The following is a 25,489-nucleotide window of genomic DNA, read 5'->3' as shown; positions in this document are numbered from 1 at the left end:
TGCCGTTTTTAGTTTTTCGCCCTCTCCCTGTGGGAAGGTGCCGGGGTGAGGGCATCAGACCACGCAGAACGAGAACTAACCACTCACATAAAACCGTTTCACCTCGTCGTACTGCAGCGCAAAATCCACATAGCTCATCAGCGCGGGAGAGTTCAGCTTACGGCTTGGATACGCCAGCCACAGCTCATTGCCCTCGACGTTCCACTCCGGTAACACCTGTACCAGCGCGCCATTCTCAAGTTTATCCTCCAGCAAAAATGCCGGTAACAGCGTAATCCCTGCCCCTGCGATGGCGCTTTCGCGGGCATACACCAGGTTATCGCTGATGTGCGCATTATCCGGCAGATGGCGATAGTCTTCGCTTTCGCGGCGTAGCAGCCACTCCGGCCAGGCTTTGTGCGTGATGCAACGATGCTCAACGAGCTGGCGCGGGTGTTCCAGCGGCTCACAGCGTGCCAGATAGTCAGGTGACGCGAGTATATAGCGCGGGCAGTGACCAATCATGCGGCCAATCAATGACGAGTCTTGCGGCTTACCGGTGCGAAGAGCCACGTCAAAACCGGATTCCACCAGATCAAGCAAATCGTCAGAAATACAGACATCAAGCGACACATCAGGATAACGGCGCTGAAAATCAGCGTTCAGATGCGCCAGCAGCGTTGCTCCAATCCCCGCAGGACAGGTAATGCGCAGTCGCCCGCTGGGATTATCACGCAGGCGCTGAATGGCGTATTCCGCGCGTTCGCTCGCCGTCAGCATCTCGCGGCAATGCACCAGATAGTGCTCGCCCGCAAACGTCAGGTTGAGCTTGCGGGTGGTTCGATTGAGCAGCCGGATACCCACCTGCTGCTCAAGCTGGCTCACGCGCTGGCTCACGCTGGACTTCGGTAAACCCGCTTTACGCGCGGCGGCAGTAAAGCTGCCCATCTCTGCCACCAGCGCAAAAAGGGCCATATCCTGAAGCTGTTTAAACATACTGTTCATCCTGAGTGAACACTTCGTTCTTGATTGTCCATCTTATCACGCGTCTGGCGGCTGAATAGACTAGCCTCAACATAACGTCATTCATGAGGAGCTCACCATGTCAGTTAAAGCCATCGCCGTGAACCCGAACGCACCGGCAACATTCATTGAAATCACGCAACCTATGCCGCAGCCGGGTGAACACGATCTGCTGGTCGAAGTGAAAGCGGTTTCCATCAACCCGGTTGATACCAAAGTCCATGCCGGTATCGTGAAAAACGGTCTGCAGGCACCGCGTATTCTGGGATGGGATGCCAGTGGGATCGTCAAAGCCGTCGGTGCAGGCGTCACGCAATTCAAGCCCGGCGATGAAGTGTGGTATGCGGGAGATATCACTCGTCCAGGCAGTAACACCAGCCACCAGCTTATCGACGCACGGATTGTCGGCCGCAAGCCAACCCGTCTTGACTGGGCGTCCGCCGCCGCGTTGCCATTAACGGCCCTGACCGCGTGGGAAGGACTGTTTGAGCGTCTGAACATTCAGTATGCCGGTGCGGGCAAAACACTGCTGATTATCGGCGGTGCGGGCGGAGTAGGATCGCTGGCGATCCCGTTTGCGAAGCACAACAGCAACGTTAAAGTGATCGCTACGGCATCTCGGGAGGATTCCGCGCAGTGGTGTCGGGATCGCGGTGCGGATCTGGTGGTGAACTACCGCGATCTCCAGGGTGAACTGGCGAAACACGACATCACATTCGTGGATTACATTTTCATTCTCAATGATACCGACGGTCATTGGGCTGCCGTGGGTGAGCTGATTGCCCCGCAGGGACATATTTGCAGCATCGTGGAGAACGATCGTCCGCTGGATCAAAACGCGCTGAAGTCAAAATCCGCCGCGCTGCACTGGGAATTTATGTACACCCGCAGCATGTATCAGACCGCAGATATGGCGCGTCAGGGCGAGATTTTAAATGAGGTGGCAAAGCTTGTGGATGATGGTGTGGTGGAGAGTTCGCTCAGCGAAACGCTACATGGTTTGAGCGTGGAGAGCATCACGCAAGCGCACCGAAAAGTGCTGGACGGGCATATGCGAGGGAAAGTGGTGGTGGCATTCTGAGTTGTCTGGTTCCCTCACCCTAACCCTCTCCCAAAGGGAGAGGGAATACTCGGGGTTAGCTTTCACCCTTTCCCCAAGGGAAAGGGAACGCTCGGGGTTAGCTTTCACCCTTTCCCCAAGGGAAAGGGAACGCTCGGGGTTAGCTTTCACCCTTTCCCCAAGGGAAAGGGAACGCTCGGGGATAGCTTTCACCCTTTCCCCAAGGGAAAGGGAACGCTCGGGGATAGCTTTCACCCTTTCCCCAAGGGAAAGGGAACGCTCGGGGTTAGCTCTCACCCTTTCCCCAAGGGAAAGGGAATGCTCGGGGATAGCTTTCACCCTCTCCCCAAGGGAAAGGGAACGCTCGGGGTTAGCTCTCACCCTTTCCCCAAGGGAAAGGGAATGCTCGGGGATAGCTTTCACCCTCTCCCATTGGGAGAGGGCTGGGGTGAGGGGGATAATTTACCCCTGCTCGCCCATCAATCCTTTCACCAGCTCAACGCAGCGCAGGAAGCGGTTGTCATAATCTGACTCTTCCACATGCACAAACTCAACGTTATTTTCGTGCAGCATCTCCACCAGCATGGTCTGGAACTCTTTTCTGTCGACCGAGCTGCCCAGGCTGCGCATCCCATCGGCCACCCAAGGCGTGTTGTTTTCCAGCAGGATCACCAGGTCAAAGCGGTACTCATCAATCAGCGCTTGTACGAACGGATGCTCACGCCCTTCGTACTTTTTACAAAACGCCTGAGTCGTCACAAAATCAGTATCCACAAACGCCACTTTATTGGCGTATTTCACCGCGAAATCAATGTACTGTGCATGTCCCAGCGCGATTTTATCGTAATCGGAATACTGGAGCGCCATCTCGTCGCCGCCAAGGTGCGAGAAAACGTAATCACGCCCGTATTCCCACGCACTGGTGGTGTTAAAGATATTGGCGAGCTTATTCACCAGCGTCGACTTACCGCTCGATTCACCACCCAGAATCGCCACCGTGCGCACAAAGAACGGCTTCACTTCCGTTGGAATATAGTCCCAGTAGCGGAACGGGTTTTCGCGAATCTGTCCGCCGCTGATATTCATAAAGGTACGCTTAGGATCGATAAGCACCGTTTCAGTGCCTAAATGCTCGCGGAACTGCGGGGCATCAGACTCTTCAGAGGTGTAGATCCAGTTAGGCGTAATCCCCTTCTCTTCCATAAACGCTTTGATGCCGTTACTCCAGACATCCCAGCCGTGCGGATACGGCTCCATGCCCTCTTCGTTAAAGGCATGAATGCGAATATTTTTCTGGTATTTAAAGGTCTGGAGCAGCCAGCGCAGGCGGTCGGAAACGGTCGGCTGTTGCGACATCGCGCTGTCTTCAAACAGGGCACGGTCACGCGTGTCGTCGTAACCCATGATGATATGCAGCTCATCGACCTGGCTACAGGCGCGCTGAATCAAATAGATGTGCCCGGTATGCAGCGGGTAAAACTTGCCGAACACCACGCCGATATTTTTTTGCATCCGTGGGAATTCAAGCCCGAGGAAACGGTGCAACGCCTCCAGCTTTTGCGCGCTGGGGCTTTTGATTTTGGCATTGAGAAGCTGGCTCAAGTAGCCCTTGGTCATGCCGCTAGCTTCGGCCACCTGCTGCAAAGTACAGCCTTTCTGGCGGATCGCGGTTTTGAGATAATCAAATGATGACACAAGAGCCTCCTGCTAAATGGATTTGCCCGGCCGGACCCAGCCGGGAAATAAAGTATGACGGGGTTAATTATAAGTCGTCAAAGACGCTGAGTGCATCCGAGAGTTTTTTGACGGGGAAAACCTTCATCCCTTCCGGCACTTTTTTCGGCACATTGGCAGCGGGGACAATCGCGCGACGGAAGCCGTGTTTCGCCGCTTCTGAAATACGCTCCTGCCCGCTCGGAACCGGACGAATTTCCCCGGCCAACCCGACTTCACCAAATACCACCAGATCCTGCGGCAACGGGCGATTGCGCAGACTGGACACCATCGCCAGCAACAATGCGAGATCGGCACTGGTTTCCGTGACTTTCACACCGCCGACAACGTTCACGAAAACATCCTGATCCGCCATTTGCAAACCGCCATGACGGTGCAATACCGCCAGCAGAATCGCTAATCGGTTTTGCTCCAGGCCCACCGCGACGCGGCGTGGATTGCCCATCATCGACTGATCCACCAACGCCTGGATCTCGACCAGCAGCGGACGCGTCCCTTCCCACAGCACCATCACCGAGCTGCCGGAGGTGACTTCTTCACCGCGGCTCAGGAAAATCGCCGACGGGTTGCTGACTTCACGCAGCCCCTGTTCGGTCATAGCGAACACACCCAGCTCATTCACCGCACCGAAACGGTTTTTATGGCTGCGCAGCGTGCGAAAGCGGGAATCGGCATCGCCGTCCAGCATTACGGAACAGTCGATACAGTGCTCAAGCACTTTCGGGCCAGCCAACGAGCCGTCTTTGGTGACATGGCCGACCATCACAATCGCAACGCCGCGCGTTTTGGCAAAGCGCGTCAGATAGGCCGCGGTTTCACGCACCTGGGCCACGCTGCCCGGCGAAGACTGGATGTCCGCCATGTGCATCACCTGAATGGAGTCGATCACCATCAGCTTTGGCTGCTCTTCTTCGGCAATCATGCAGATCTGCTCAATGCTGGTTTCCGAGAGCATATTGAGATTACCAGTCGGCAGGCCGAGACGGTGCGCGCGCATCGCCACCTGCTGCAGGGACTCTTCGCCCGTGACGTACAGGGTTTTCATCTGCTCTGAGAGTCTGCACAGCGTTTGCAGCAGTAGCGTGGATTTACCCGCCCCCGGATTACCACCGATCAGAATCGCACTGCCCGGCACGACGCCGCCGCCCAGCACGCGGTCAAACTCTTTAAATCCGGTAGAAAAGCGCGGCACTTCGTCCAGGCTGATTTCTGAAAGTTTCTGAACTTTAGAAATGCCTGCATTGCCCGCGTAGCCGCTCAGGCGTTCGTTGCGAGCGACCGTTGGCGAAGCGGCCACACCACGCACTTCAGTGATGGTATTCCACGCCTGGCAGGCGCTGCACTGCCCCTGCCAGCGCGGATAATCCGCACCACATTCATTACAGACAAATGCGCGTTTTGGAGCTTTCGCCATGGTTTACCTCTTTATTTGTGATTCACGCTGCCGGACAGGATGCAAAACACGCCCATCAGGTCAGCATGACGGATAGTCACTTCCGTCTTTTCATTCACTTTTGGCTTGGCATGATAAGCGATGCCAAGTCCCGACACCTTGATCATCGGCAGATCGTTCGCACCGTCGCCAATGGCCACGGTCTGCTCGACAGGAATTTCGTATTTTTCCGCCAGACGCATCAGCGTGTTGGCTTTGTATTGCGCATCCACGATATCGCCAATCACCTGGCCGGTCAGTTTCCCGTCCATGATCTCCAGTTCGTTGGCGACCACCGTCGTCAGGCGCAGCTTGTCGCGCAGATAATCCGCGAAGAAGGTAAACCCACCCGATGCGATGGCCACTTTCCAGCCCAGCGTTTCGAGCTTGAGCACCAGTTGCGTCAGACCCGGCATCAGCGGCAGTTCGTCACGCACCTGACGCAGAATATTCGCGTCTGCGCCCTTCAGCGTGGCGACGCGCTGCTTCAGGCTGGCGGCAAAATCTAATTCGCCGCGCATCGCACGCTCGGTCACTTCCGCCACCAGTTCGCCGCTACCAGCTAGTTTAGCGAGCTCATCAATACACTCGATCTGAATAGCGGTGGAATCCATGTCCATCACCAGCAGGCCCGGCGTTTTCAGATGCGGGATTTTACCCAGCGGGGCGACGTCCAGCCCGGCGTCATGCGCCAGACGGGTTGCGCGCTGCGTCAGAGAACCGGCCAGCCGAAGCACCTGATAATCTTCGACACACCACGCCGCCACGATCACCATCGCGGCACCAAGTTTCGTTTGGTATTGGGTAAGGCGTTGCTTATCCAGGCCGCGTCCGTACAGCAGCCAGCCGCTACGGCCAGCATGGTAATCCAGTGGCATTACCTCATCGCCACTTAAAGAAAGCGGCAATCCTGGCCAGAAAGAGACATCGTCAGGCAGGTCGCACCAGGTAATGTTTGGCATTGAAGCTCCTGTAAATTGGTTCGCGCCGGAAGGTTCCAGGGGGAAAATAACGCATGAGGCTACCTTGTAACCATCACTTCTGGCAACATTAAGCGGTAAATTTTCAGCAGGTGGAATATGGCTCGCGCAAAACTGAAATTCCGGCTTCATCGTGCAGTGATTGTTCTTTCATGTCTCGCGCTGCTGGTTGCCCTGATGCAAGGGGCGTCCTGGTTTAGCCAGAATCACCAGCGACAGCGTAATCCGCAGCTCGAAGAGTTGGCCCGAACGCTCGCGCGCCAGGTGACGATCACCATCGCTCCCGCGATGCGCACCGAAACCCCGGATGATAAACGTATCAGCCAGGTGTTGCGCCAGATTACGGAAAATAGCCGGATTCTGGATGCAGGCGTGTACGACGAGCAAGGCGCGTTGATTGCGCGCACGGGCGAACATGTTGATGTTCGCGACCGTCTGGCGCTCGACGGCAAAAAAGCGGGCGGCTATTTTAACCAGCAAATTGTCGAACCCATTCAGGGCAAAAATGGTCCGCTCGGCTACTTACGCCTGACGCTTGATACCCACACCCTGGCGACAGAGGCCAAACAGGTCGATAACACCACCAATATTTTGCGCCTGATGCTGCTGCTTTCGCTGGCGATCGGCGTGGTACTGACGCGTACGCTGTTGCAGGGCAAACGCACCCGCTGGCAGCAATCGCCGTTCCTGCTCACCGCCAGCAAATCGGTGCCGGAAGAGGAAGAGAGCGAGAAGAAAGATTAATGGTAAAGTAGGCGAACGATTCGGAAAAGGAAATCTGCCATGACGACGTTACGCCTGCTTATCTCTGACTCTTACGATCCCTGGTTTAATCTCGCGGTGGAAGAGTGCATTTTCCGCCAGATGCCTGCCACCCAGCACGTGTTATTCCTGTGGCGCAATGCCGACACGGTAGTGATTGGGCGGGCGCAAAACCCGTGGAAAGAGTGCAATACGCGACGTATGGAAGAGGACAACGTGCGCCTCGCCCGTCGCAGCAGCGGTGGCGGCGCGGTATTCCACGATCTCGGCAACACCTGCTTTACCTTTATGGCCGGTAAACCGGAGTACGATAAAACCATTTCCACGGCCATTGTGCTAAAAGCCCTGCACTCTCTCGGCGTCAATGCCGAAGCCTCCGGACGCAACGATCTGGTGGTGAAAACCCGCGAAGGCGATCGAAAAGTGTCTGGCTCGGCGTATCGCGAAACCAAAGATCGCGGTTTTCACCACGGCACGCTGTTGCTCAACGCCGACTTAAGCCGTCTGGCCAATTACCTCAATCCGGATAAAAAAAAGCTGCAGGCTAAGGGGATTACCTCAGTGCGCGGTCGTGTGGCGAATCTGGTGGAGTTAATGCCGGGCATCACTCACGAACAGATCTGCGATGCCATTCGCGAGGCGTTCTTTGAACACTACGGCGAGCGCGTTGAGGCCGAAATTATCTCTCCGGATAAAACGCCCGACCTGCCGAACTTTGCCGAGACGTTTGCCCGTCAGAGTAGCTGGGAATGGAATTTTGGTCAGGCGCCGGCTTTCTCGCATTTACTGGACGAGCGATTCACCTGGGGCGGCGTGGAGCTACACTTCGACGTTGAAAGAGGTCATATCACCCGCACACAGGTGTTTACCGATAGCCTGAATCCGGCACCGCTGGAGGCGCTGGCGGCACGTTTGCAAGGCTGTGAGTATCGCGCAGAAACACTGAAACAGGAGTGTGATGCGCTGGTGGTGGATTTCCCGGAGCAGGAAACGGAGCTGAGAGAACTGTCACATTGGATTGCCCAGGCAGTTCGCTAGATGCGCTGATGCCCTCACCCCGCCCCTCTCCCACAGGGAGAGGGGCGGGAAAGAGAGAAAATTACTCTTTATCGCCCAGCAGAACGGATTCCAGCGCGATTTTGATCATGTCGTTGAAAGTGGTCTGACGCTCAGCAGCAGAAGTCTGCTCATGAGTACGGATATGGTCAGACACGGTACAGATGGTCAGCGCTTTCGCACCGAACTCGGCCGCAACGCCGTAGATGCCCGCCGCTTCCATTTCCACGCCCAGGATGCCGTACTTTTCCATCACGTCGAACATTTCGCCGCCGTCCGGAGAGTAGAACAGGTCAGCAGAGAAGATGTTACCGACGCGCGCGTCAACGCCCAGCGCTTTCGCAGCGTCAACCGCGTTACGCACCATGCCGAAGTCAGCGATCGCAGCAAAGTCGTGATCTTTAAAACGCATACGGTTTACTTTGGAATCGGTGCAAGCACCCATACCGATAACCACGTCACGCAGTTTCACGTCCATGCGCACAGCGCCACAAGAGCCCACGCGAATGATTTTCTTCACGCCGAAATCGGTGATCAGCTCTTTGGTGTAAATGGAGCAGGATGGGATACCCATGCCGTGACCCATTACGGAGATTTTGCGGCCTTTATACGTCCCGGTGAAGCCCAACATGCCACGCACGTTGTTCACTTCACGCACGTCTTCGAGGAAAGTTTCAGCAATGTGCTTCGCGCGCAGCGGATCGCCAGGCATCAACACGACGTCAGCGAAATCGCCCATTTCTGCATTAATATGTGGGGTAGCCATAAATTATCCTTATTTAAAGAGTAGAAATACCCTGCGGATTTCGCGTTACAGGAAGGCGGTGATTTCATCCATCATCCCCGGGAGTGATCGGGGTGAATGAATAATATCAATGCACCTGTAGCGCGAAAAACGACGGGTATTACAGCATGTTTTTACCGTAGTCCATCGGTGACGTGCCGAAGTAGCTGGCAATGGTCTGTCCGATATCGGCGAAGGTTTCGCGGTGACCGAGAGAACCCGGTTTCACTTTCGGGCCGTAAACCAGTACCGGAATGTGCTCGCGAGTATGGTCAGTGCCGGTCCAGCTTGGGTCACAGCCGTGATCAGCGGTCAGGATCAGAATGTCATCTTCACCCACAAGCTCCATCAGTTCAGGCAGACGGCGGTCGAACAGCTCAAGCCCAGCAGCGTAACCGGCGATATCGCGACGGTGACCCCAGGAGGAGTCGAAGTCCACGAAGTTGGTGAAGACGATTGTCTTGTCGCCCGCTTCTTTCATCTCTTTGACGGTGGCGTCAAACAGCGCATCCAGACCGGTGGCTTTCACTTTTTTGGTGATGCCGCAGTTAGCGTAGATATCCGCGATTTTACCCACAGAAACCACCTGGCCATCTTTCTCATCAACCAGTTTCTGCAGCACGGTCGCAGCTGGCGGTTCAACGGCCAGATCGTGACGGTTACCGGTACGCTGGAATTCACCAGGCTTGTTGCCGATAAACGGACGCGCGATAACGCGGCCAATGTTGTAGCCGCCTTCGGTCAGCTCTTCGCGCGCGATTTCGCACAGTTCATACAGGCGATCGAGACCGAAAGTCTCTTCGTGACAGGCAATCTGGAACACCGAGTCAGCCGAGGTATAGAAAATCGGCTTACCGGTTTTCATATGTTCTTCGCCGAGCTGATCCAGAATCACCGTCCCCGATGAGTGGCAGTTACCGAGGTAACCCGGCAGATTGCCGCGCTCAACCAGCTTATCCAGCAATTTCTGCGGGAAGCTGTTCTCGTGATCGGAGAAATAACCCCAATCAAACAGCACCGGCACGCCGGCGATTTCCCAGTGACCTGACGGGGTATCTTTCCCGGAAGAGAGCTCGTGAGCCCAGGCGTATGCGCCAACCACTTCCGCGTTTGCGTCCATACCCGCAGCCACTTTACCGGTAGAACCTTCATGCGCTTTCACCAGACCCAGACGAGTCAGGTTTGGCAAATTCAACGGGCCTTGACGGCCAATATCCGCTTCGCCTTTAGCACAGGCTTCTGCGATGTGACCCATGGTGTCAGAACCTACGTCACCAAAGCGATCCGCATCTTCTGTAGCGCCGATGCCGAATGAGTCCAGCACCATAATAAATGCACGTTTCATCATATTCTCCGTACTCAGTGCTTCATAAAAATTCGATCAGATCAGTATACGACTAATCGGTGATACGACGATAGACCGTTGGTGTGGTTTCTGGTGCTTTGTCGTCAAGCTGAATAGCCGCTTTCACCGCTTTCGCCGCTTCCTGCCAGCTGTTTTCGTCCTTCGCATGGATAACGGCTAACGGACGCAGTCCGTCAACGCTGTCGCCCAGACGTGCCATATCGGTAAAGCCAACGCTGTAATCAATGGTGTCCGACGCCTGGCGACGACCGCCGCCCATCGATACCACTGCCATGCCGAGCGCACGGGTGTCCATTGCGGAGACAAAACCTTCTGTATCGGCATACACCGCTTTGCTGAGCATGGCGGTCGGCAGGTATTTCGCGTAGTTCTCAACGAAATCGTTCGGGCCTTTTTGCGCGGCGACCATGCGGCCAAAGATCTCTGCCGCTTTACCGTTATCCAGCACGGCCTGCAATTTCGCACGCGCTTCGGCGTCGTCTTTGGCCAGCTTGCCGGAGATGAGCATCTCAACGCACAGCGCCATGGTGACGTCGAACAGACGCGGATTACGGTATTCGCCCGTCAGGAACTGCACCGCTTCACGGACTTCAACCGCGTTACCAGCGCTGGACGCCAGCACCTGATTCATGTCTGTCAGCAGTGCCGTGGTACGCACGCCCGCGCCGTTGGAGACGCCAACGATCGCTTCAGCCAGTGCCGCAGAAAGTTCAAATGTCGGCATAAATGCACCGCTGCCCACTTTGACGTCCATCACCAGCGCATCCAGCCCTTCGGCCAGTTTTTTCGCCAGGATTGAAGCGGTGATCAGCGGGATGGAATCAACCGTCGCGGTGATATCGCGTGTTGCGTAGAAACGCTTGTCCGCCGGAGCCAGAGAGCTGGTCTGACCGATGATCGCCACACCAACGTCTTTAATAATTTCGCGAAAACGCGTGTCGTTCGGGAAGATATCGAAGCCCGGAATGGCTTCCAGTTTGTCGAGCGTACCGCCCGTGTGACCCAGGCCGCGCCCGGAGATCATTGGGATGTAGCCGCCGCATGCTGCGACCATTGGGCCGAGCATCAGAGAGGTGACATCGCCTACGCCGCCCGTGGAGTGTTTGTCCACGATCGGGCCGTTAAGATTGAGGCTTTTCCAGTCCAGAACGCTACCTGAATCCCGCATCGCCATGGTCAGCGATACACGTTCCGGCATCGACATATCGTGGAAGAAGATGGTCATCGCCAGGGCGGCAATTTGCCCTTCAGAGATGGTGTTGTCACGAATGCCGTTGATAAAGAAACGGATCTCTTCGTCACTTAATGCATGACCATCACGTTTTTTACGAATAATTTCTTGTGCGAGAAACAAAGTAACCCCCAGGAATCAGGTTAAATGCGGCGAAAAAATCGCCGCAGGAATGATATTAGTAGGCGCTTGCGCTCTTACCGTCGCCGTGACCCAGCGCTTTCAGCAGGCTAGCGAGCAGGCTGGAAGCACCGAAACGGTAGTGACGGGAATCGGCCCAGTCTGCGCCGAACAGATCGTCAGCGATCGCCAGGAACTGCTGCGCGTCTTCGGCTGTACGCACGCCGCCCGCAGGTTTAAAACCAACGGTTTTAGAAACGCCCATATCACGAATCACTTCCATCATGATGCGTGCGCTTTCTGGCGTGGCGTTGACCGGTACTTTACCGGTGGACGTTTTAATGAAATCCGCACCGGCTTTGATAGAAATTTCAGACGCTTTACGAATCAACGCTTCTTCTTTCAGTTCACCGGTTTCGATGATCACTTTCAGCAGAACGTTTGCCGCCGCACAGGCATCTTTACAGGCTTTCACCAGATCAAAGCCGACCTGCTCGTTACCGGCGATCAGCGCACGGTAAGGGAACACCACATCAACTTCATCCGCGCCGTAAGCAATCGCTGCGCGCGTTTCTGCCAGCGCGATCTCGATATCGTCATTGCCATGTGGGAAGTTGGTCACGGTCGCGATGCGCACATCAGGCGTGCCCTGCGCGTTCAGCGTTTTACGTGCAATGGGGATAAAACGTGGATAAATGCAGACAGCGGCGGTGTTGCCCACTGGGGTTTTCGCCTGATGACACAGCGCGATCACTTTTTCATTTGTGTCGTCATCATTCAGGGTAGTCAGGTCCATCAGTTTCAACGCGCGCAGGCTGCTTGCGGTTAAATCAGTCATAACAATCTCCAACGGCATCGCCGTATAATTTTTCACCTTGCGGGTATGTGAGTATTCTAACATTCACCCGCACTCACACTTCGACATTCATCACAGTTAATGAAAACTGCATACAAATTTGCATTACTGTAATGAGATCCACTTCAAATTTCAGTCCTGAAATAGCTGACTAAAGCAGCAATCACCCGCTTCTGATCAATAGCTTCAGCGTAATGACTTCCTACAATCTGCCCATCATCCGCAGAATAATAAGGAAGCGACTATGTCCACCTCCGGTCTCGATGCTATGCAACAACGTTGCCAGCAAATTGTGACAAGCCCGGTACTGACGCCTGAGCAAAAACGCCATTTTCTGGCGCTGGAAGCGGAAAACAATCTGCCCTATCCCGGTCTGCCTCACGCGGCGCGCTCAGCGCTGGATGACGGGTTTATCTGCGATATGTTTGAAGGCCATGCGCCTTTCAAACCGCGCTACGTTCTGCCTGATTACGCCAAATTTCTGGCGAACGGGTCAGAATGGCTGGAGCTCGAAGGCGCAAAAGATCTTGATGATGCGCTTTCGCTCCTGACCATTCTTTATCACCATGTTCCTTCCGTCACATCGATGCCGGTGTTTCTGGGCCACCTCGATGCACTGTTGCAACCTTATGTTAGAATTCTAACACAAGAAGAAATCGAAAGCAGAATAAAACGCTTCTGGCGCTACCTGGACAGAACGCTGCCAGACGCCTTTATGCATGCCAATATCGGTCCAGGAGATTCCCCTGTCACACGCGCCATTTTACGCGCGGATGCAGAACTGAAGCAGGTTGCGCCGAATCTCACCTTTATTTACGACCCGGAAATTACGCCGGACGATCTGCTTTTGGAAGTGGCTAAAAATATTTGTGAGTGCAGTAAACCGCATATTTCTAACGGCCCAATGAATGATAGAATTTTCACAAAAAGCGGTTTTGGCGTCGTCAGTTGCTACAACTCGCTGCCGTTGGCCGGCGGTGGCAGCACCCTGGTACGTCTGAATCTGAAAGCCATCGCCGAGCATAGCGAGTCCGTGGCAGATTTCTTTGACCGAACCCTGCCGCATTACTGTCAGCAGCAGATCGCCATCATCAATGCCCGCTGTGATTTTCTGTATGAACAATCCGGCTTCTTTGAGAATAGCTTTTTGGTGAAAGAGGGGCTGATCGATGCGGATCGTTTTGTGCCGATGTTTGGCATGTACGGTCTGGCAGAGGCGGTAAATACGCTGTGTGAGAAATCGGGTCACCCAGGACGTTACGGGAAAGATGAGCAAGCCAATGCGATGGGCTATCGTATCAGCGAACAGCTCGCCCACTTCGTCGAGAATACGCCGGTAAAACACGGCTGGAAGCAGCGCGCCATGCTGCATGCCCAGTCTGGCATCAGCTCTGATTCCGGCACCACGCCGGGCGCACGATTGCCGTACGGCGATGAGCCCGATCCGATCAGCCATTTGCTCGCCGTCGCGCCGCATCACAAACACTACCCTTCCGGGATCAGCGATATTTTGACACTGGACGAAACCATCAAACGTAACCCACAGGCCGTTGTTCAACTGTGTCTCGGTGCGTTTAACGTCGGGATGCGCGAGTTCACCGCTAACGTTGCCGGAAACGATCTGGTGCGCGTCACGGGCTATATGGTGCGTCTGTCGGATCTGGAAAAATATCGCGCCGAAGGGTCACGCATCAATACTACCTGGCTTGGCGAGGAGGCCGCGCGCAATACCCGTATCCTGGAACGTCAGCCACGCGTGATAAGCCATGAACAGCAGATGCGCTTTAGTTAGTCAGGTGATTCCCTTCTCCTGCGTGGATGGGCCGGGCAGCCGTCTGACCCTTTTCCTGCAGGGCTGCAACCTGCGCTGCAAAACCTGCCACAACCCGTGGACGATCGGTCGCTGCAATGACTGCGGCGACTGCATCCTCCATTGCCCACACGATGCGCTGAACATTCAGGCCGGACGCGTCTGGTGGCAGGAAAGCGACTGTCAGAAATGCGATACCTGTTTGCGCATGTGTCCACAGCAGGCCACGCCCATGGCGCAGCGCTTAAGCGTTGACGACGTGATTGACCGCATCCGCAAAGTCGCGCCCTTTATCGAAGGGATCACCGTCAGCGGGGGAGAAGCCACGACTCAACTGCCGTTTTTAGTGGCGCTGTTTAGCGCCGTCAAAGCCGACTCCTCGCTAGAGCATCTCACCTGTCTGGTCGACAGCAACGGCTTACTGAGTGAAACCGGCTGGCAAAAACTGCTTCCAGTTTTTGATGGCGCAATGCTGGATCTGAAAGCCTGGAACAATGAGCATCATCGCTCTCTGACCGGGCGCGAGAATCCGCAGATCAAACACAGCATCCGCTGGCTGGCACATCATCAACGGTTAGCTGAGCTGCGCCTGCTGGTGATCCCTGATCGTTGTGATTATCTGGAACATCTGGGTGCTTTGACGGCCTTTATCCGATCGCTGGGTTCTGTCCCGGTACGAATCAATGCGTTTCATGCGCATGGCGTGTATGGCGAAGCGGCATCGTGGCGCAGCGCCACGGCTGACGATGTGGAACCGCTGGCGCTGGCATTAGAAAAACATCGGATCACGGTGATCCGCCCAGCGCTCTATTTATAATGTGATCCCAAAGAGATCGTGAGTATTTCGTAACAGCGCATCTGCGATTACGTCTGCTGGCTCGTTGCGGAGTTCGCATAATGTCGCAAAGACGCGTGCGGCCTGCTCCGGACGGTTGGGTTCTCCCTGGAAACCATTGAGCGGCATATCAGGCGCGTCGGTTTCCAGAAGCAACGTTGAAAGCGGCAATTGCGTCATCACATCACGGGTTTTACTCGCGCGCGGATAGGTGATCGTTCCGCCCACGCCGATTTTATAACCCAGCTCAATAAAGTGCTGCGCCTGCTGAAGGCTACCGGCGAAACCATGCACCACGCCGGTTCGCGGTAGATCGTGACGTTTGAGGTGCATCGCCAGCTTATCGTGAGTGCGCCGCGAATGCAGAATCACCGGTAAATTATGGTGTTTTGCCAGTTTCAGCTGCGCATCCAGGATCGTCTGCTGGCGTTCAAACTGCGGATCGTCACGATACAGATCCAAACCGATCTCCCCTATCGCCACCAGTTTCTTGCTTTCGGATCGCAGTTTGTCCTCAAGCACCTCAATGTGTGCGTCCAGATGCTTTTCGATCACAATCGGATGAAGACCCAAAGCAGCGTACAGCGCGGTATGCGTCCCAGCCAGATCGAGTACCCGATCGAAATGTGCGGCTTCGATCGCCGGGACGATTATCGCCTGGACACCTGCGCCCGCCGCTTGCTGAATGCTTTGCGCTTCATGGCCGGTAAACGGCGGAAAATCAAAGTGGCAATGGGTATCAACAAAGCGGAAAGTCACGCCAGATCCTCATTTTCAAAAGTGGTGTCGTTGGCATGAGGGGCGTCAATCAGCGGCGTAGCCACAACATCATTCGCGACAGCAGCAGGCGGAACCACGAACGTTGGCGGCGTGATGATCCTTTTATGACGCCGTATTGGTGGCTTTTCAGCCAGCATTTTTCCGACCGTCGCCAGGAAATAACGCCCGCAAAGTCGCCCTATTTTGTAATCATCGCGAAGGGATGGCAGACGGCTTCCCAGCGCCATGCTCAGGAGCGGTTTTGGCGGGTAGATTTCAAAAATGCGCAGCTTGCCGGGCGGTTTCTCGATAAAACGCTGCATCGCGCTGTAGCTGGATTCATGCTGATGGGCAATGTTCACCAGCGACTGCAGGCTGCTGTCACCCAGCCAGCGCTCCATCCGTTTAAACCACTGCGGGGTGTAGTACATCTGTGACGGCACGGTGCGGATCACCACGATCGTTTTCGCACCGCGACGGGCGGCCTCCTGAACGGGGACCGCATCACTGATCCCGCCATCAAGATATGGAATACCATCGAGCGCAGCGGCAGTACGGTAAAAACCAGGAATCGCACTCGAGGCACGAATAATATCCAGCCAGTTCTCCTTTTGTGGTGAGAAATAGCCCGGCGTGTAGTCGTCGCCCCGGCTGGCACACATCCAAAACTCTTTACCCGTATCGAACAGGCGCGCAGCAGTATCCATCGCCAGCGGCATCTTGCTGGCGGTGGAATCTAACAGCCAGTCGAGATCGATAAGGTTGCCGCCGCGGACAAAGCGAATCGGATTAAAAAAATCGCGTGAAGTGGTATAGCGCATGATCACTTTGCGGGCGTAGCCGGGCTGGTTGCAGACGTAGGCGGAAAGATTTTGCGCGCCAGCGGACGTGCCGAAGAATTGGTCGAACGGGTTAAATTGCGCACGCATAAATTCATCCAGCACGCCAGCCGTGAAGATGCCCCGCTGTCCACCGCCTTCACACACTATTGCGAGTTGACCGGGACGAAAGGGTTTTAACGCTAGCGGCGCTATATTACCGAGCGTAACGGGAATTCTTTGTCCCACTGCTGCATTCCTGTTCTGATTTTTATCATAAGGACACAGTAGCGCATTCTGTACCCCTTACTCAAACCAGAAAAAGCCAGTCGCAAGGACTGGCTTTGGATGTGGGTGTCGATTGTCGCTTCGCGTATCGACGGGCGTGTTACGCTCAGCTAGGGACGACGGCGTCCGGTAAACAGGCTGACCAGGAACAGGACAATACCGACAACGAAGACAAGTTTAGCAGCCCATGCGGCTGTACCAGCCAGACCACCAAAGCCCAGAGCAGCGGCAATTAACGCGATAACCAGAAATATGATGCCCCAACGAAACATAGAACTCTCCTTTACCATAGTTAATATCGGCCGCTTAATGTGGGCGCTCAGGACGCCCACCGGCGTTCAGCCAAATGTTGTTTTTATTTCGCTTTCAGATCGTTTTTAACGCTTTTCACGCCATCAACGGCTTTAGCGATAGTTTCGGCACGCTCAACCTGCGCCTGTGAATCAACCGTACCGGAGAGCTGCACCACACCATCGGTGGTTTCCACTTTCACTTTACGTGACGGCACGATGTCATCAGCTAATAGTTTAGCTTTGATTTCGCTTGTGGTTGCCGTATCGCCTGCATAGCCTTTCACAGACTGATCTTTGGCATCCCGTACGTGCAGTTTGTCGCTGACTGAGGTTACACCCTCAACGCCTTTCGCCACGGTGACCGCTTTTTCAGCTTGCGCCTGGCTTTCAACAAAACCACTTAACGTGACCACTTTCTTGTCCGTTTTCACGGAAATGTCGGTGCTCTTGATGTTTTCATCATCCACCAGAGCGGCTTTCACTTTTGCTGTGATAGAGCTGTCATCCATGAAATTACCGACTTTATTCATAGAGCTATCGATTTTTTGCCCTGCGGAATCAGCGGTGGATTTAGCTTTGTCCGTGGCGGTGGTTTCTGCCAGCGCAGAACCGCTTACCAGGATGCTACCCAAAGTGACTGCCAGCAGAGTTTTAGAAATCTTCAGTCTTGTCATATTCATCGATGTATTCCTGTAGTTTGCTCGTAATTTGAGCGTCAAACATCCCTTGGACTAGTTATTAATTTTGCGATTAAACACACGGTCGGGATGAGCGGCTTATCAACACGCATTGAACAGAGCTTTCATCCGCGCCCGGTGCTAAACACTGAGTTAAATATAGATCACAATTTGAGGGCTGCTTTCAGAAACGGCGAAATAATGAGCGATAGAGATAAAAAAGCGATGAATTAAGAAAATTCCGCAAGGGATTAATAAAGCAGGGAATTAAGAAGAGCGCGGCGGTCGCCGCGCTCTGAGATGGGATTAGTGCTCGCGCGTTTTGCGGAACTGAACGTCCGGGTAACGCTCCTGAGTGAGGTTCAGGTTAACCATGGTCGGCGCGATGTAGGTGAGGTTATCACCGCCATCCAGTGCCAGCTGGATTTCATTCTTACGCTTAAATTCTTCGAATTTTTTCACGTCAGAACATTCAACCCAGCGTGCTGTCGCAACGTTCACCGACTCGTAAATCGCCTCAACGTTGTACTCGCTTTTCAGGCGCGCAACGACCACGTCAAACTGAAGTACACCCACAGCGCCCACGATCAGGTCGTTGTTCGAAATAGGACGGAAGACCTGCACCGCGCCCTCTTCGGAAAGCTGAACTAGACCTTTCAGCAGCTGTTTTTGCTTCAGCGGATCGCGCAGGCGAATACGGCGGAACAGTTCAGGGGCGAAGTTCGGGATACCCGTAAACTTCATCATTTCTCCCTGAGTGAATGTATCGCCGATCTGGATCGTACCGTGGTTGTGCAGACCAATGATATCGCCCGGATACGCTTCTTCGACGTGGGAACGGTCACCCGCCATAAAGGTCAACGCGTCGGAGATGACAACGTCTTTGCCGATACGCACCTGGCGCAGCTTCATGCCTTTTTCATACTGACCTGAAACCACACGCAGGAACGCGACGCGGTCGCGGTGTTTCGGGTCCATGTTGGCCTGAATCTTAAAGACAAAACCGGTGAACTTCTCTTCAGAAGCTTCAACCAGGCGGGTGTCGGTTTTACGCGGCATCGGCTGCGGTGCCCACTCGATCAAGCCGTCGAGCATATGGTCAACGCCAAAGTTACCCAGTGCAGTACCAAAGAAGACAGGCGTGATTTCACCGGCCAGGAATAACTCGTGGTCAAATTCGTGCGACGCGCCTTTCACCAGCTCCAGCTCATCACGCAGCTGCACTGCCAGCTCTTCGCCGACTGCCGTTTCCAGTTCAGGGTTATCCAGGCCTTTTACGACGCGAACTTCCTGAATGGTGTGACCTTTACCGGTCTGGTAGAGATACACTTCGTCTTTGTAAAGGTGGTAAACGCCCTTAAACAGCTTGCCGCAGCCAATCGGCCAGGTGATAGGCGCGCAGGCGATTTTCAGTTCACGTTCCACTTCGTCCATCACTTCCATCGGGTCACGGATGTCACGGTCAAGTTTGTTCATAAACGTGAGGATCGGCGTGTCGCGCAGACGGGTGACTTCCATCAGCTTACGGGTACGATCTTCTACACCTTTTGCGGCGTCGATCACCATCAAACAGCAGTCAACCGCCGTCAAGGTACGATAGGTATCTTCAGAGAAGTCTTCGTGGCCTGGGGTGTCCAGCAGGTTCACCAGGCAGTCGTGATACGGGAACTGCATCACGGACGTGGTGATCGAAATACCACGCTGCTTTTCCATCTCCATCCAGTCCGATTTCGCGTGCTGGCTTGAACCACGGCCTTTTACCGTACCGGCAGTTTGAATCGCCTGTCCGAATAAAAGCACCTTTTCGGTGATGGTCGTTTTACCGGCATCCGGGTGAGAGATAATGGCAAAAGTACGGCGCTTCGCCACCTCTTGCAGATAAGGGGACAACGTCATAATTGAATCTTCTTATATAAGCACGGCAGTTGGCCACGCATCATGGAATACGAAATTGCGGCTATTTTACCCATCAACGGGGGGCAGGCAATCATTGTTTACACAGGAGTTGCTCCAGTTCGTTCAATGATGTGACGGTCCAGGTCGGATGAATGCCGTCTGGTAAGGCGCGGCTATGCGCATTAAGCCAGACAGTTGCAAGACCAGACTTCATGCCGCCCAGAATATCTGACTCAGCGGTATCGCCCACCATCAGCACACGTTCACGATCGGGATGACCCGCTTGTTCCAGCGCATAATCAAAAATACGCGGATCCGGTTTGGGTACGCCCACCTGTTCGGAAATCACTAACGCATCAAAATGATCGCGCAGACCTGTGCGCTCAAGGCGGATCTGCTGCAAGGCGGTAAACCCGTTGGTGATGATCCCAAGCTTCGCTTTGCCTTTCAGTGCATTAAGCAACGACACAGCACCCGGTAAAGGCGCACAGATCTCTGCCATCGCATTCAGAAAAGCTTCATTGAGCGAGCCGGGATTCACGTTCAAACGCTCCGACCAGCTTTGAAAACGCTGATGCTGAAGCTGCAACGCGGTGATGGTTCCGTTCTGGTAATCCACCCACAGCGGCTTATTCACCGCCTGATAGTCCTGAAAATCCTCAGCGGTAAAGGTAACGCTATAATCCAAAAACATCCGCTGTAGACCGCCAAACGAATCAAACGTAAACAGCGTTTCGTCGGCGTCAAAGAAAACCCAGTCCCATTTCATCGTTACAACCTTTTTTATCCAATCGGCAGAGCCATGATGATGGCGTCTTCGCGCCCGTCAGCAGTGGGGTAATAATTACGGCGAATCGTCGCCTCGTTAAAGCCTAAGCTTTCGTAGAGCGCAATGGCGGCGGTATTCGACGCACGCACCTCAAGCCAAAGCGTGAAAACGTCTCGCGCTTCCAGCTCGCGAATCAAAAATTCAAGCAATTCTCTGCCCAAACCTCGGCGCTGAAAAGCCGGATCGACAGCGATATTAAACAGCGTTGCCTCATCCAGAACGACCTGCGTAATGGCAAACGCGGCCATCTCGCCGTCAACATCCAGACGGAGATTGAGATAACGCTCGCCCTGATTGCTGGCAAAGGTTTTTTCGCTCCACGGGAAAGCATGGGCGCGTGTTTCAATAGCGAACGCCGATGCGAGATCAGTCGTCGTGAGGGAAGAAATCGTGTTCATATTCGCAGATTTGTTGCCATAGAGCGCTTCGCGCTGCTGGGTTTGCTTTTAGTTCTTCCAGGGTTGGCGAAGAGAGCCGGCCGCCACGAAACGTAAGCGCTTCTTCTACGCCTAACTGCCAGAAATTACAGTGGCTTTCGGCGGGTAACATAGCGACACGATCGGGCGTGAGTTGCAACACCTGATCCTGGCTCACTTTCAGCGTGCGCAACACATCATTGATCAGCGTTTCATTCAATGCGGGCAATGCTTCTGCCACCATAACCAGACGAACATGCGCAGGAATTGAGATAGCAATTTCGCCCTGCAACGCCGTCGGGCGACGCAGAGCCCACTGGGTAATGCCCAGTTGCTGTAACTGCCAGTCTCGTCGGGATGTCATAGCGAAAACTCCTGTCTGTCAGGCGCGCAAATATAGCAAATATGTCGTATCTGCGCCATCAACCAACTATACTCGCCGCCATAGTTTATTGAGGAACAATTCATGTCTGCATTTACCCCGGCAAGTGAAGTCTTGCTGCGCCACAGTGATGATTTCGAACAAAGCCGTATTCTTTTTGCCGGAGATATGCAGGATGACCTGCCTGGCCGTTTCGAGTGCGCCGCTAGCCGCGCCCATACTCAGCAATACCACCACTGGCAGCTTTTGAGCCGTCAGATGGAAGACCGCGTGCGCTTCAGCCTGGTGGCTGAGCAAAGCGACGTGGCCGACTGTGACACCCTGATTTACTACTGGCCGAAGAACAAGCCAGAAGCCCAGTTCCAGCTGATGAACCTGCTGTCCATGCTGCCAGTGGGTTGCGATATTTTTGTTGTGGGTGAAAACCGCAGCGGCGTGCGTAGCGCAGAGTCTATGCTGGCGGAATATGCGACGCTGAACAAAATCGACAGCGCTCGTCGCTGTGGTCTGTACCATGGTCGCCTGGACAAACAGCCGACCTTTGATGCGGAAAAATATTGGGCCGAGTATCAGCTTGATGGCCTGACGATCAAAACCCTCCCAGGCGTATTCAGCCGTGACGGTCTGGACCTGGGCAGCCAACTGCTGCTTTCCACTTTCACGCCACACACCAAAGGGAAAGTCCTTGATGTGGGCTGTGGCGCAGGCGTGCTCTCCGCCGTGCTGGCAAGCCATTCACCGAAAGTCCGCTTAACCTTGAGCGATGTGAGTGCGCCTGCGGTTGAAGCCAGCCGCGCGACTCTCGCCGCTAACGGACTGGAAGGTGACGTTTTCGCCAGCAACGTGTTCTCCGAAGTTACTGGCCGTTTTGATATTATTATCTCCAACCCACCGTTCCACGACGGTATGGAAACCAGCCTAGAAGCCGCACAGACCTTGATTCGTGGGGCCGTCCGTCATCTTGGTAGTGGCGGTGAACTGCGTATCGTTGCAAACGCCTTCCTGCCCTACCCTAAGCTTCTGGATGAGATTTTCGGCTTCCACGAAGTACTGGCACAGACCGGCCGATTTAAGGTTTACCGTACCGTGATGACGCGTCAGGCGAAAAAGTAATCGCCATCAGCCCGGTAGCGTAATTTCTGCCGGGCAACGTAAATGTCCATTTTTGCAGCAACTAAAACGCCCTACACAATTTTCTATTGACGAAATGCTGAAAACATCTAGAATGCGCCTCCGTGGTTGCAATACTTTTTAAGTATTGATGGTATGCGACGGTGGCGGAATTGGTAGACGCGCTAGCTTCAGGTGTTAGTGTCTTTACGGACGTGGGGGTTCAAGTCCCCCCCCTCGCACCAAAAACCATGTAGATATTGTTCTCACCGGGCGACGGTGGCGGAATTGGTAGACGCGCTAGCTTCAGGTGTTAGTGTTCTTACGGACGTGGGGGTTCAAGTCCCCCCCCTCGCACCAACGAGGCAATATCAAAAAATAAGATAACAGTGCGAAGGTGGCGGAATTGGTAGACGCGCTAGCTGCAGGTGTTAGTGTTCTTACGGACGTGGGGGTTCAAGTCCCCCTCTTCGCACCACTTATCTTATCTCCTTCCTGTTTTATCTCTGCTTTTTCAATCATTTTAAACTCATCGTTATAACCAGCATTGCGCCAATCAGCGCGACACATGACGGCAACAGTACAAAGTGGCGTAATTGCTTATGCCAAATCATTGCTGACGTGACCAATAAGCCCGAGACAATAATCATTTTCCAGACGTCTAATGAGAGGTCGGCAAAGGTCAGTCCAGCGATCAGTAGACCCGGCAGCAGCACACCCCATCCACTTCCCAGCGCTTTACTCAACATGGTTTACCCTGTCAACATGATAATGATAACTAATATCATATGATAGGTTTTCGCATTTGTCAGTATATGTCGCCACAATCTCATCACCTTTACCTTTCCTGTAATGACAGGAAATGAGGAAGGTGATAAATTGAACACCTGTTAACTACACATAACTATTTCCTGATTATTAAGTCCCTGATTATTTCTCAGTTTTATATTCAAATCGGCTACCATTATTTTGATTTAATTAAGTATTATAAAAACATACCGACATGACATCACAATCCTGGCGTTCCTTACGCCACAAGAAATATCAGTTATCTTTACGTTTATTTTTATTCCTGAACGCCGTTTCAGCACTTTTTACGCTGCTGAACCCGCTATACAGCGTGCGTATGCTGACGCTTCCTGTCGCGTTGATTTTTACGCTCAGTGTGACATTGCTTATCTGGCACTGGAGAAATAAAACCAGGAAGATCAATATTCCGCTGATTTCACTGACCTTTGGTGGAATATGGGCGTGGCATATTGCCTATAAATTTACGCTGGTCACGGAAGATCCTTTTACCTTTCTTTTATTGGGCTTATTAAGCGTTCTATTTATTGGTTCACTGGCTTTCGCGAGTGATATCAAAGCATTTACGCTCCATTCGCTGCCGACCTTTGTCGTTTGCATGTGGTTTAGCCAGCATGAGCACTGGCTGCGAGTCATTTACTCTCTCGCTCTCCCGATGGCTGGGATTGCCATCCATCACGTCATTCAAAAGCGCAACGACCGCTTTGCACAACAGTTGCTGTATCGGCTGCTCGAGGAGCGTGAAACGCTCAACGACCTGAGCATGATGGACCCGCTGACAGGTCTGTATAACCGACGTGGATTGAACAACCGCCTGGAAAATCTCCCAACGCTGGAGCAGGGAGAACACTTCGTCCTGCTGCTGGATATTGACCATTTCAAGGCCTACAACGATCACTACGGTCATATGATGGGCGATCAGGCCCTGATTCGGGTTTCCGCTGCCATCCGTGATGCCGTTCGCTCGCGGGATATCGTTGCGCGCTTTGGCGGAGAAGAATTTATGGTGTTGTTAACCAGCGTCACTCTTGAGCAGGCACGCCAGACCGCAGAACGTATTCGTCAGAAAGTCTACGACCTTAAGATCCCACATATGTTTAACGAGAGCGTGGCAACCAACGTCACCATCAGTATTGGTATCGCTATTTTTGAAGGCGAAGATATCGAAGGTGCGCTCGGTAAAGCAGATAAAGCGCTGTATGAAGCCAAACACCGAGGGCGCAATAATATCCTTATTAGCCCTGAGCTACTTGCTGGATAAGCTCTACCCCCCATTGTAATGACAAAAGGCTTGCGATCGGTTTTGTCTATAGTTAGGATTGGCAATCATTATCATTTAGATTTCTATCCTATTCCGATATGGCCACTCATTCCGCACAAGTCGTTGATTCCATCATCTGGCGAGCCCGTCTTACCAGCGGGAGCCCTGCGCTTGCGGATTCCATTCGGGAGACGATCACAGAAAATCGTGCCTACCTGCTGGATTTCATCAAATTCGATGAGCCACACCCGCATCAGGCAATGACACTGTCGCAATGGCAACGTCCGTCCGAGATTCAATCCTTGCTCGCGGCATATTCCGATCATATTTACCGAAATCAGCCCACCCTTGCGCGGGAAAATAAGCCATTACTTTCCCTATGGGCGCAATGGTATATCGGTTTAATGGTGCCGCCGTTAATGCAGGCGTTGTTAACTCAGGACATCGCACTGGATTTATCCCCGGAACATTTCCATGTCGAATTCCACGAGACGGGCCGAGCGGCGTGTTTCTGGATTGATGTGCATGAGGATCGCGTAGCGACTTTGCAATCGCCGCAGGAACGAATGGAAACGCTGCTAAAGCAAGCGCTTATTCCCGTCGTCGACGCGCTGGAAAAGACCAATGAGATCAACGGAAAACTCATCTGGAGCAATACCGGTTATTTGATTCACTGGTATCTGAACGAGATGAAACCGTTACTGGGGGATGAAACCCTCGACACGCTCCGCCAGTCCTGTTTTTTTGCAAAGCAGTTGTCAGATGGACGGGATAATCCCCTGTTCCGCACCGTCGTCCCACGCGATGGACTGCTTGTGCGTCGTACTTGCTGTCAGCGCTATCGCCTGCCAGATGTTCAGCAGTGCGGCGACTGCACGCTAAAATAGTGCGTACAGCCTGACGTTTTCTCCCCGCGGAAGAAGCC

General features: G+C 53.7%; 25 protein-coding genes and 3 tRNA genes. 11 read left to right on the top strand and 17 right to left on the bottom strand.

The genetic code is table 11. The features are described 5' to 3' along the window. Nucleotides 1-75: 75 nt before the first annotated feature. Complete coding sequence (locus tag ACKI5T_RS08165) at nt 76-975, bottom strand: LysR family transcriptional regulator (RefSeq protein WP_407436933.1); 900 nt, start codon at nt 973-975, stop codon at nt 76-78. A 106-nt stretch (nt 976-1,081) separates the two neighbouring features. On the opposite strand from ACKI5T_RS08165, the gene ACKI5T_RS08160 reads away from it, so the two are divergent. Next, complete coding sequence (locus ACKI5T_RS08160) at nt 1,082-2,083, top strand: zinc-binding alcohol dehydrogenase family protein (protein ID WP_407436931.1); 1,002 nt, start codon at nt 1,082-1,084, stop codon at nt 2,081-2,083. A 441-nt stretch (nt 2,084-2,524) separates the two neighbouring features. Here ACKI5T_RS08160 and nadR read toward each other — a convergent pair whose 3' ends face one another. The 3 genes from nadR to serB all read right to left on the bottom strand — a co-directional run bounded on the left by nadR (nt 2,525) and on the right by serB (nt 6,190). Then, entirely contained in the window at nt 2,525-3,757 is a 1,233-nt protein-coding gene (gene nadR / locus ACKI5T_RS08155; protein WP_059180193.1) for a multifunctional transcriptional regulator/nicotinamide-nucleotide adenylyltransferase/ribosylnicotinamide kinase NadR, read from the bottom strand. 67 nt (nt 3,758-3,824) lie between these two features. Further along, the gene (gene radA / locus ACKI5T_RS08150; RefSeq protein WP_133631763.1) at nt 3,825-5,210 is read right to left on the bottom strand and encodes a DNA repair protein RadA; all 1,386 of its coding nucleotides are present in this window, start codon (nt 5,208-5,210) and stop codon (nt 3,825-3,827) included. Between the two features lie 11 nt (nt 5,211-5,221). Continuing rightward, the gene (serB, locus tag ACKI5T_RS08145) at nt 5,222-6,190 is read right to left on the bottom strand and encodes a phosphoserine phosphatase (RefSeq protein WP_133631764.1); all 969 of its coding nucleotides are present in this window, start codon (nt 6,188-6,190) and stop codon (nt 5,222-5,224) included. Between the two features lie 117 nt (nt 6,191-6,307). On the opposite strand from serB, the gene ACKI5T_RS08140 reads away from it, so the two are divergent. Continuing rightward, nucleotides 6,308-6,952, top strand: a complete 645-nt coding sequence (locus ACKI5T_RS08140; protein ID WP_012015956.1) for a YtjB family periplasmic protein — start codon at nt 6,308-6,310, stop codon at nt 6,950-6,952. Between the two features lie 39 nt (nt 6,953-6,991). After that, the gene (lplA, locus tag ACKI5T_RS08135; RefSeq protein ID WP_407436927.1) at nt 6,992-8,008 is read left to right on the top strand and encodes a lipoate--protein ligase LplA; all 1,017 of its coding nucleotides are present in this window, start codon (nt 6,992-6,994) and stop codon (nt 8,006-8,008) included. A 61-nt stretch (nt 8,009-8,069) separates the two neighbouring features. Here lplA and deoD read toward each other — a convergent pair whose 3' ends face one another. From deoD to deoC, 4 genes are all read right to left on the bottom strand, one after another. Next, on the bottom strand, nt 8,070-8,792 hold the full coding sequence (gene deoD / locus ACKI5T_RS08130) for a purine-nucleoside phosphorylase (RefSeq protein WP_012015954.1): 723 nt from the start codon (nt 8,790-8,792) through the stop codon (nt 8,070-8,072). Between the two features lie 139 nt (nt 8,793-8,931). After that, entirely contained in the window at nt 8,932-10,155 is a 1,224-nt protein-coding gene (gene deoB / locus ACKI5T_RS08125) for a phosphopentomutase (RefSeq protein WP_012015953.1), read from the bottom strand. A 52-nt stretch (nt 10,156-10,207) separates the two neighbouring features. Further along, the gene (deoA, locus tag ACKI5T_RS08120) at nt 10,208-11,530 is read right to left on the bottom strand and encodes a thymidine phosphorylase (protein WP_407436925.1); all 1,323 of its coding nucleotides are present in this window, start codon (nt 11,528-11,530) and stop codon (nt 10,208-10,210) included. A 55-nt stretch (nt 11,531-11,585) separates the two neighbouring features. After that, complete coding sequence (gene deoC, locus ACKI5T_RS08115; protein WP_407436923.1) at nt 11,586-12,365, bottom strand: deoxyribose-phosphate aldolase; 780 nt, start codon at nt 12,363-12,365, stop codon at nt 11,586-11,588. A 262-nt stretch (nt 12,366-12,627) separates the two neighbouring features. Here deoC and ACKI5T_RS08110 point away from each other — a divergent pair, with 262 nt between their 5' ends. Further along, nucleotides 12,628-14,175, top strand: a complete 1,548-nt coding sequence (locus ACKI5T_RS08110; protein ID WP_407436921.1) for a YjjI family glycine radical enzyme — start codon at nt 12,628-12,630, stop codon at nt 14,173-14,175. After that, nucleotides 14,150-15,010: a YjjW family glycine radical enzyme activase gene (locus tag ACKI5T_RS08105; RefSeq protein ID WP_407436919.1), complete on the top strand. Its 861-nt coding sequence runs from the start codon at nt 14,150-14,152 to the stop codon at nt 15,008-15,010. Before ACKI5T_RS08110 ends, ACKI5T_RS08105 begins: the two co-directional genes overlap by 26 nt. On the opposite strand, the gene ACKI5T_RS08100 is transcribed toward ACKI5T_RS08105, so the two are convergent. From ACKI5T_RS08100 to ACKI5T_RS08065, 8 genes are all read right to left on the bottom strand, one after another. Next, the gene (locus ACKI5T_RS08100; protein WP_407436917.1) at nt 15,005-15,787 is read right to left on the bottom strand and encodes a TatD family hydrolase; all 783 of its coding nucleotides are present in this window, start codon (nt 15,785-15,787) and stop codon (nt 15,005-15,007) included. The genes ACKI5T_RS08105 and ACKI5T_RS08100 overlap by 6 nt on opposite strands. Further along, nucleotides 15,784-16,854, bottom strand: a complete 1,071-nt coding sequence (locus tag ACKI5T_RS08095; RefSeq protein WP_407436915.1) for a patatin family protein — start codon at nt 16,852-16,854, stop codon at nt 15,784-15,786. The genes ACKI5T_RS08100 and ACKI5T_RS08095 overlap by 4 nt, the downstream gene beginning before the upstream one ends. 149 nt (nt 16,855-17,003) lie before the next feature. Then, nucleotides 17,004-17,165, bottom strand: coding sequence for a DUF1328 domain-containing protein (locus tag ACKI5T_RS08090; protein WP_012015946.1), 162 nt, complete (start codon nt 17,163-17,165; stop codon nt 17,004-17,006). Nucleotides 17,166-17,248: 83 nt separating this feature from the next. Further along, entirely contained in the window at nt 17,249-17,866 is a 618-nt protein-coding gene (osmY, locus tag ACKI5T_RS08085; RefSeq protein WP_407436913.1) for a molecular chaperone OsmY, read from the bottom strand. Between the two features lie 303 nt (nt 17,867-18,169). After that, on the bottom strand, nt 18,170-19,759 hold the full coding sequence (gene prfC / locus ACKI5T_RS08080; RefSeq protein ID WP_407436911.1) for a peptide chain release factor 3: 1,590 nt from the start codon (nt 19,757-19,759) through the stop codon (nt 18,170-18,172). Between the two features lie 91 nt (nt 19,760-19,850). Next, complete coding sequence (yjjG, locus tag ACKI5T_RS08075; protein WP_407436909.1) at nt 19,851-20,528, bottom strand: pyrimidine 5'-nucleotidase; 678 nt, start codon at nt 20,526-20,528, stop codon at nt 19,851-19,853. A gap of 14 nt (nt 20,529-20,542) precedes the next feature. Beyond that, nucleotides 20,543-20,986 carry a ribosomal protein S18-alanine N-acetyltransferase gene (rimI, locus tag ACKI5T_RS08070; protein WP_407436907.1) on the bottom strand — a complete coding sequence of 148 codons (444 nt, stop codon included), beginning with the start codon at nt 20,984-20,986 and terminating at the stop codon, nt 20,543-20,545. Continuing rightward, nucleotides 20,955-21,368, bottom strand: a complete 414-nt coding sequence (locus tag ACKI5T_RS08065; protein WP_235134688.1) for a DNA polymerase III subunit psi — start codon at nt 21,366-21,368, stop codon at nt 20,955-20,957. Before ACKI5T_RS08065 ends, rimI begins: the two co-directional genes overlap by 32 nt. Before the next feature lie 102 nt (nt 21,369-21,470). Here ACKI5T_RS08065 and rsmC point away from each other — a divergent pair, with 102 nt between their 5' ends. From rsmC to ACKI5T_RS08045, 4 genes are all read left to right on the top strand, one after another. Beyond that, a complete protein-coding gene (rsmC, locus tag ACKI5T_RS08060; protein ID WP_407436904.1) occupies nt 21,471-22,499 on the top strand; it encodes a 16S rRNA (guanine(1207)-N(2))-methyltransferase RsmC in 1,029 nt (342 codons plus the stop codon). Between the two features lie 155 nt (nt 22,500-22,654). After that, a tRNA-Leu gene (locus ACKI5T_RS08055) sits at nt 22,655-22,741 on the top strand. 28 nt (nt 22,742-22,769) lie between these two features. After that, a tRNA-Leu gene (locus ACKI5T_RS08050) sits at nt 22,770-22,856 on the top strand. 31 nt (nt 22,857-22,887) lie between these two features. After that, nucleotides 22,888-22,974, top strand: a tRNA-Leu gene (locus tag ACKI5T_RS08045). A gap of 40 nt (nt 22,975-23,014) precedes the next feature. Here the strand turns inward: ACKI5T_RS08045 and ACKI5T_RS08040 are convergent. Beyond that, nucleotides 23,015-23,245 (bottom strand): DUF1435 domain-containing protein, encoded by a 231-nt coding sequence (locus ACKI5T_RS08040; RefSeq protein ID WP_407436902.1) that lies wholly within the window; start codon nt 23,243-23,245, stop codon nt 23,015-23,017. A 254-nt stretch (nt 23,246-23,499) separates the two neighbouring features. On the opposite strand from ACKI5T_RS08040, the gene ACKI5T_RS08035 reads away from it, so the two are divergent. Together ACKI5T_RS08035 and fhuF are read left to right on the top strand one after the other, a co-directional pair. After that, entirely contained in the window at nt 23,500-24,564 is a 1,065-nt protein-coding gene (locus ACKI5T_RS08035) for a GGDEF domain-containing protein (RefSeq protein WP_407436900.1), read from the top strand. Nucleotides 24,565-24,662: 98 nt separating this feature from the next. Next, nucleotides 24,663-25,451, top strand: coding sequence for a siderophore-iron reductase FhuF (gene fhuF / locus ACKI5T_RS08030; protein WP_407436898.1), 789 nt, complete (start codon nt 24,663-24,665; stop codon nt 25,449-25,451). The last annotated feature ends 38 nt before the right edge of the window (nt 25,452-25,489 follow it).

Origin of the sequence: Lelliottia sp., assembly GCF_045627565.1 — a bacterium.
GTDB lineage: Bacteria > Pseudomonadota > Gammaproteobacteria > Enterobacterales > Enterobacteriaceae > Enterobacter.
The sequence above is the reverse complement of the archived record's forward strand: the minus strand, read 5'-3'. Positions and strand labels throughout refer to the sequence as shown.

What these genes read in the sequence shown, in the direction of transcription:
- ACKI5T_RS08160 (WP_407436931.1), top strand. Translation starts at nt 1,082, where the DNA reads ATGTCAGTTAAAGCCATCGCCGTGAACCCGAACGCACCGGCAACATTC.
- deoD (WP_012015954.1), bottom strand. Translation starts at nt 8,792, where the DNA reads ATGGCTACCCCACATATTAATGCAGAAATGGGCGATTTCGCTGACGTC.
- fhuF (WP_407436898.1), top strand. Translation starts at nt 24,663, where the DNA reads ATGGCCACTCATTCCGCACAAGTCGTTGATTCCATCATCTGGCGAGCC.
- ACKI5T_RS08110 (WP_407436921.1), top strand. Translation starts at nt 12,628, where the DNA reads ATGTCCACCTCCGGTCTCGATGCTATGCAACAACGTTGCCAGCAAATT.
- ACKI5T_RS08090 (WP_012015946.1), bottom strand. Translation starts at nt 17,165, where the DNA reads ATGTTTCGTTGGGGCATCATATTTCTGGTTATCGCGTTAATTGCCGCT.
- deoC (WP_407436923.1), bottom strand. Translation starts at nt 12,365, where the DNA reads ATGACTGATTTAACCGCAAGCAGCCTGCGCGCGTTGAAACTGATGGAC.
- ACKI5T_RS08035 (WP_407436900.1), top strand. Translation starts at nt 23,500, where the DNA reads ATGACATCACAATCCTGGCGTTCCTTACGCCACAAGAAATATCAGTTA.
- lplA (WP_407436927.1), top strand. Translation starts at nt 6,992, where the DNA reads ATGACGACGTTACGCCTGCTTATCTCTGACTCTTACGATCCCTGGTTT.
- serB (WP_133631764.1), bottom strand. Translation starts at nt 6,190, where the DNA reads ATGCCAAACATTACCTGGTGCGACCTGCCTGACGATGTCTCTTTCTGG.
- ACKI5T_RS08065 (WP_235134688.1), bottom strand. Translation starts at nt 21,368, where the DNA reads ATGACATCCCGACGAGACTGGCAGTTACAGCAACTGGGCATTACCCAG.
- ACKI5T_RS08165 (WP_407436933.1), bottom strand. Translation starts at nt 975, where the DNA reads ATGTTTAAACAGCTTCAGGATATGGCCCTTTTTGCGCTGGTGGCAGAG.
- rimI (WP_407436907.1), bottom strand. Translation starts at nt 20,986, where the DNA reads ATGAACACGATTTCTTCCCTCACGACGACTGATCTCGCATCGGCGTTC.
- osmY (WP_407436913.1), bottom strand. Translation starts at nt 17,866, where the DNA reads ATGAATATGACAAGACTGAAGATTTCTAAAACTCTGCTGGCAGTCACT.
- radA (WP_133631763.1), bottom strand. Translation starts at nt 5,210, where the DNA reads ATGGCGAAAGCTCCAAAACGCGCATTTGTCTGTAATGAATGTGGTGCG.
- ACKI5T_RS08040 (WP_407436902.1), bottom strand. Translation starts at nt 23,245, where the DNA reads ATGTTGAGTAAAGCGCTGGGAAGTGGATGGGGTGTGCTGCTGCCGGGT.
- rsmC (WP_407436904.1), top strand. Translation starts at nt 21,471, where the DNA reads ATGTCTGCATTTACCCCGGCAAGTGAAGTCTTGCTGCGCCACAGTGAT.
- yjjG (WP_407436909.1), bottom strand. Translation starts at nt 20,528, where the DNA reads ATGAAATGGGACTGGGTTTTCTTTGACGCCGACGAAACGCTGTTTACG.
- ACKI5T_RS08105 (WP_407436919.1), top strand. Translation starts at nt 14,150, where the DNA reads ATGAACAGCAGATGCGCTTTAGTTAGTCAGGTGATTCCCTTCTCCTGC.
- deoB (WP_012015953.1), bottom strand. Translation starts at nt 10,155, where the DNA reads ATGAAACGTGCATTTATTATGGTGCTGGACTCATTCGGCATCGGCGCT.
- prfC (WP_407436911.1), bottom strand. Translation starts at nt 19,759, where the DNA reads ATGACGTTGTCCCCTTATCTGCAAGAGGTGGCGAAGCGCCGTACTTTT.
- ACKI5T_RS08140 (WP_012015956.1), top strand. Translation starts at nt 6,308, where the DNA reads ATGGCTCGCGCAAAACTGAAATTCCGGCTTCATCGTGCAGTGATTGTT.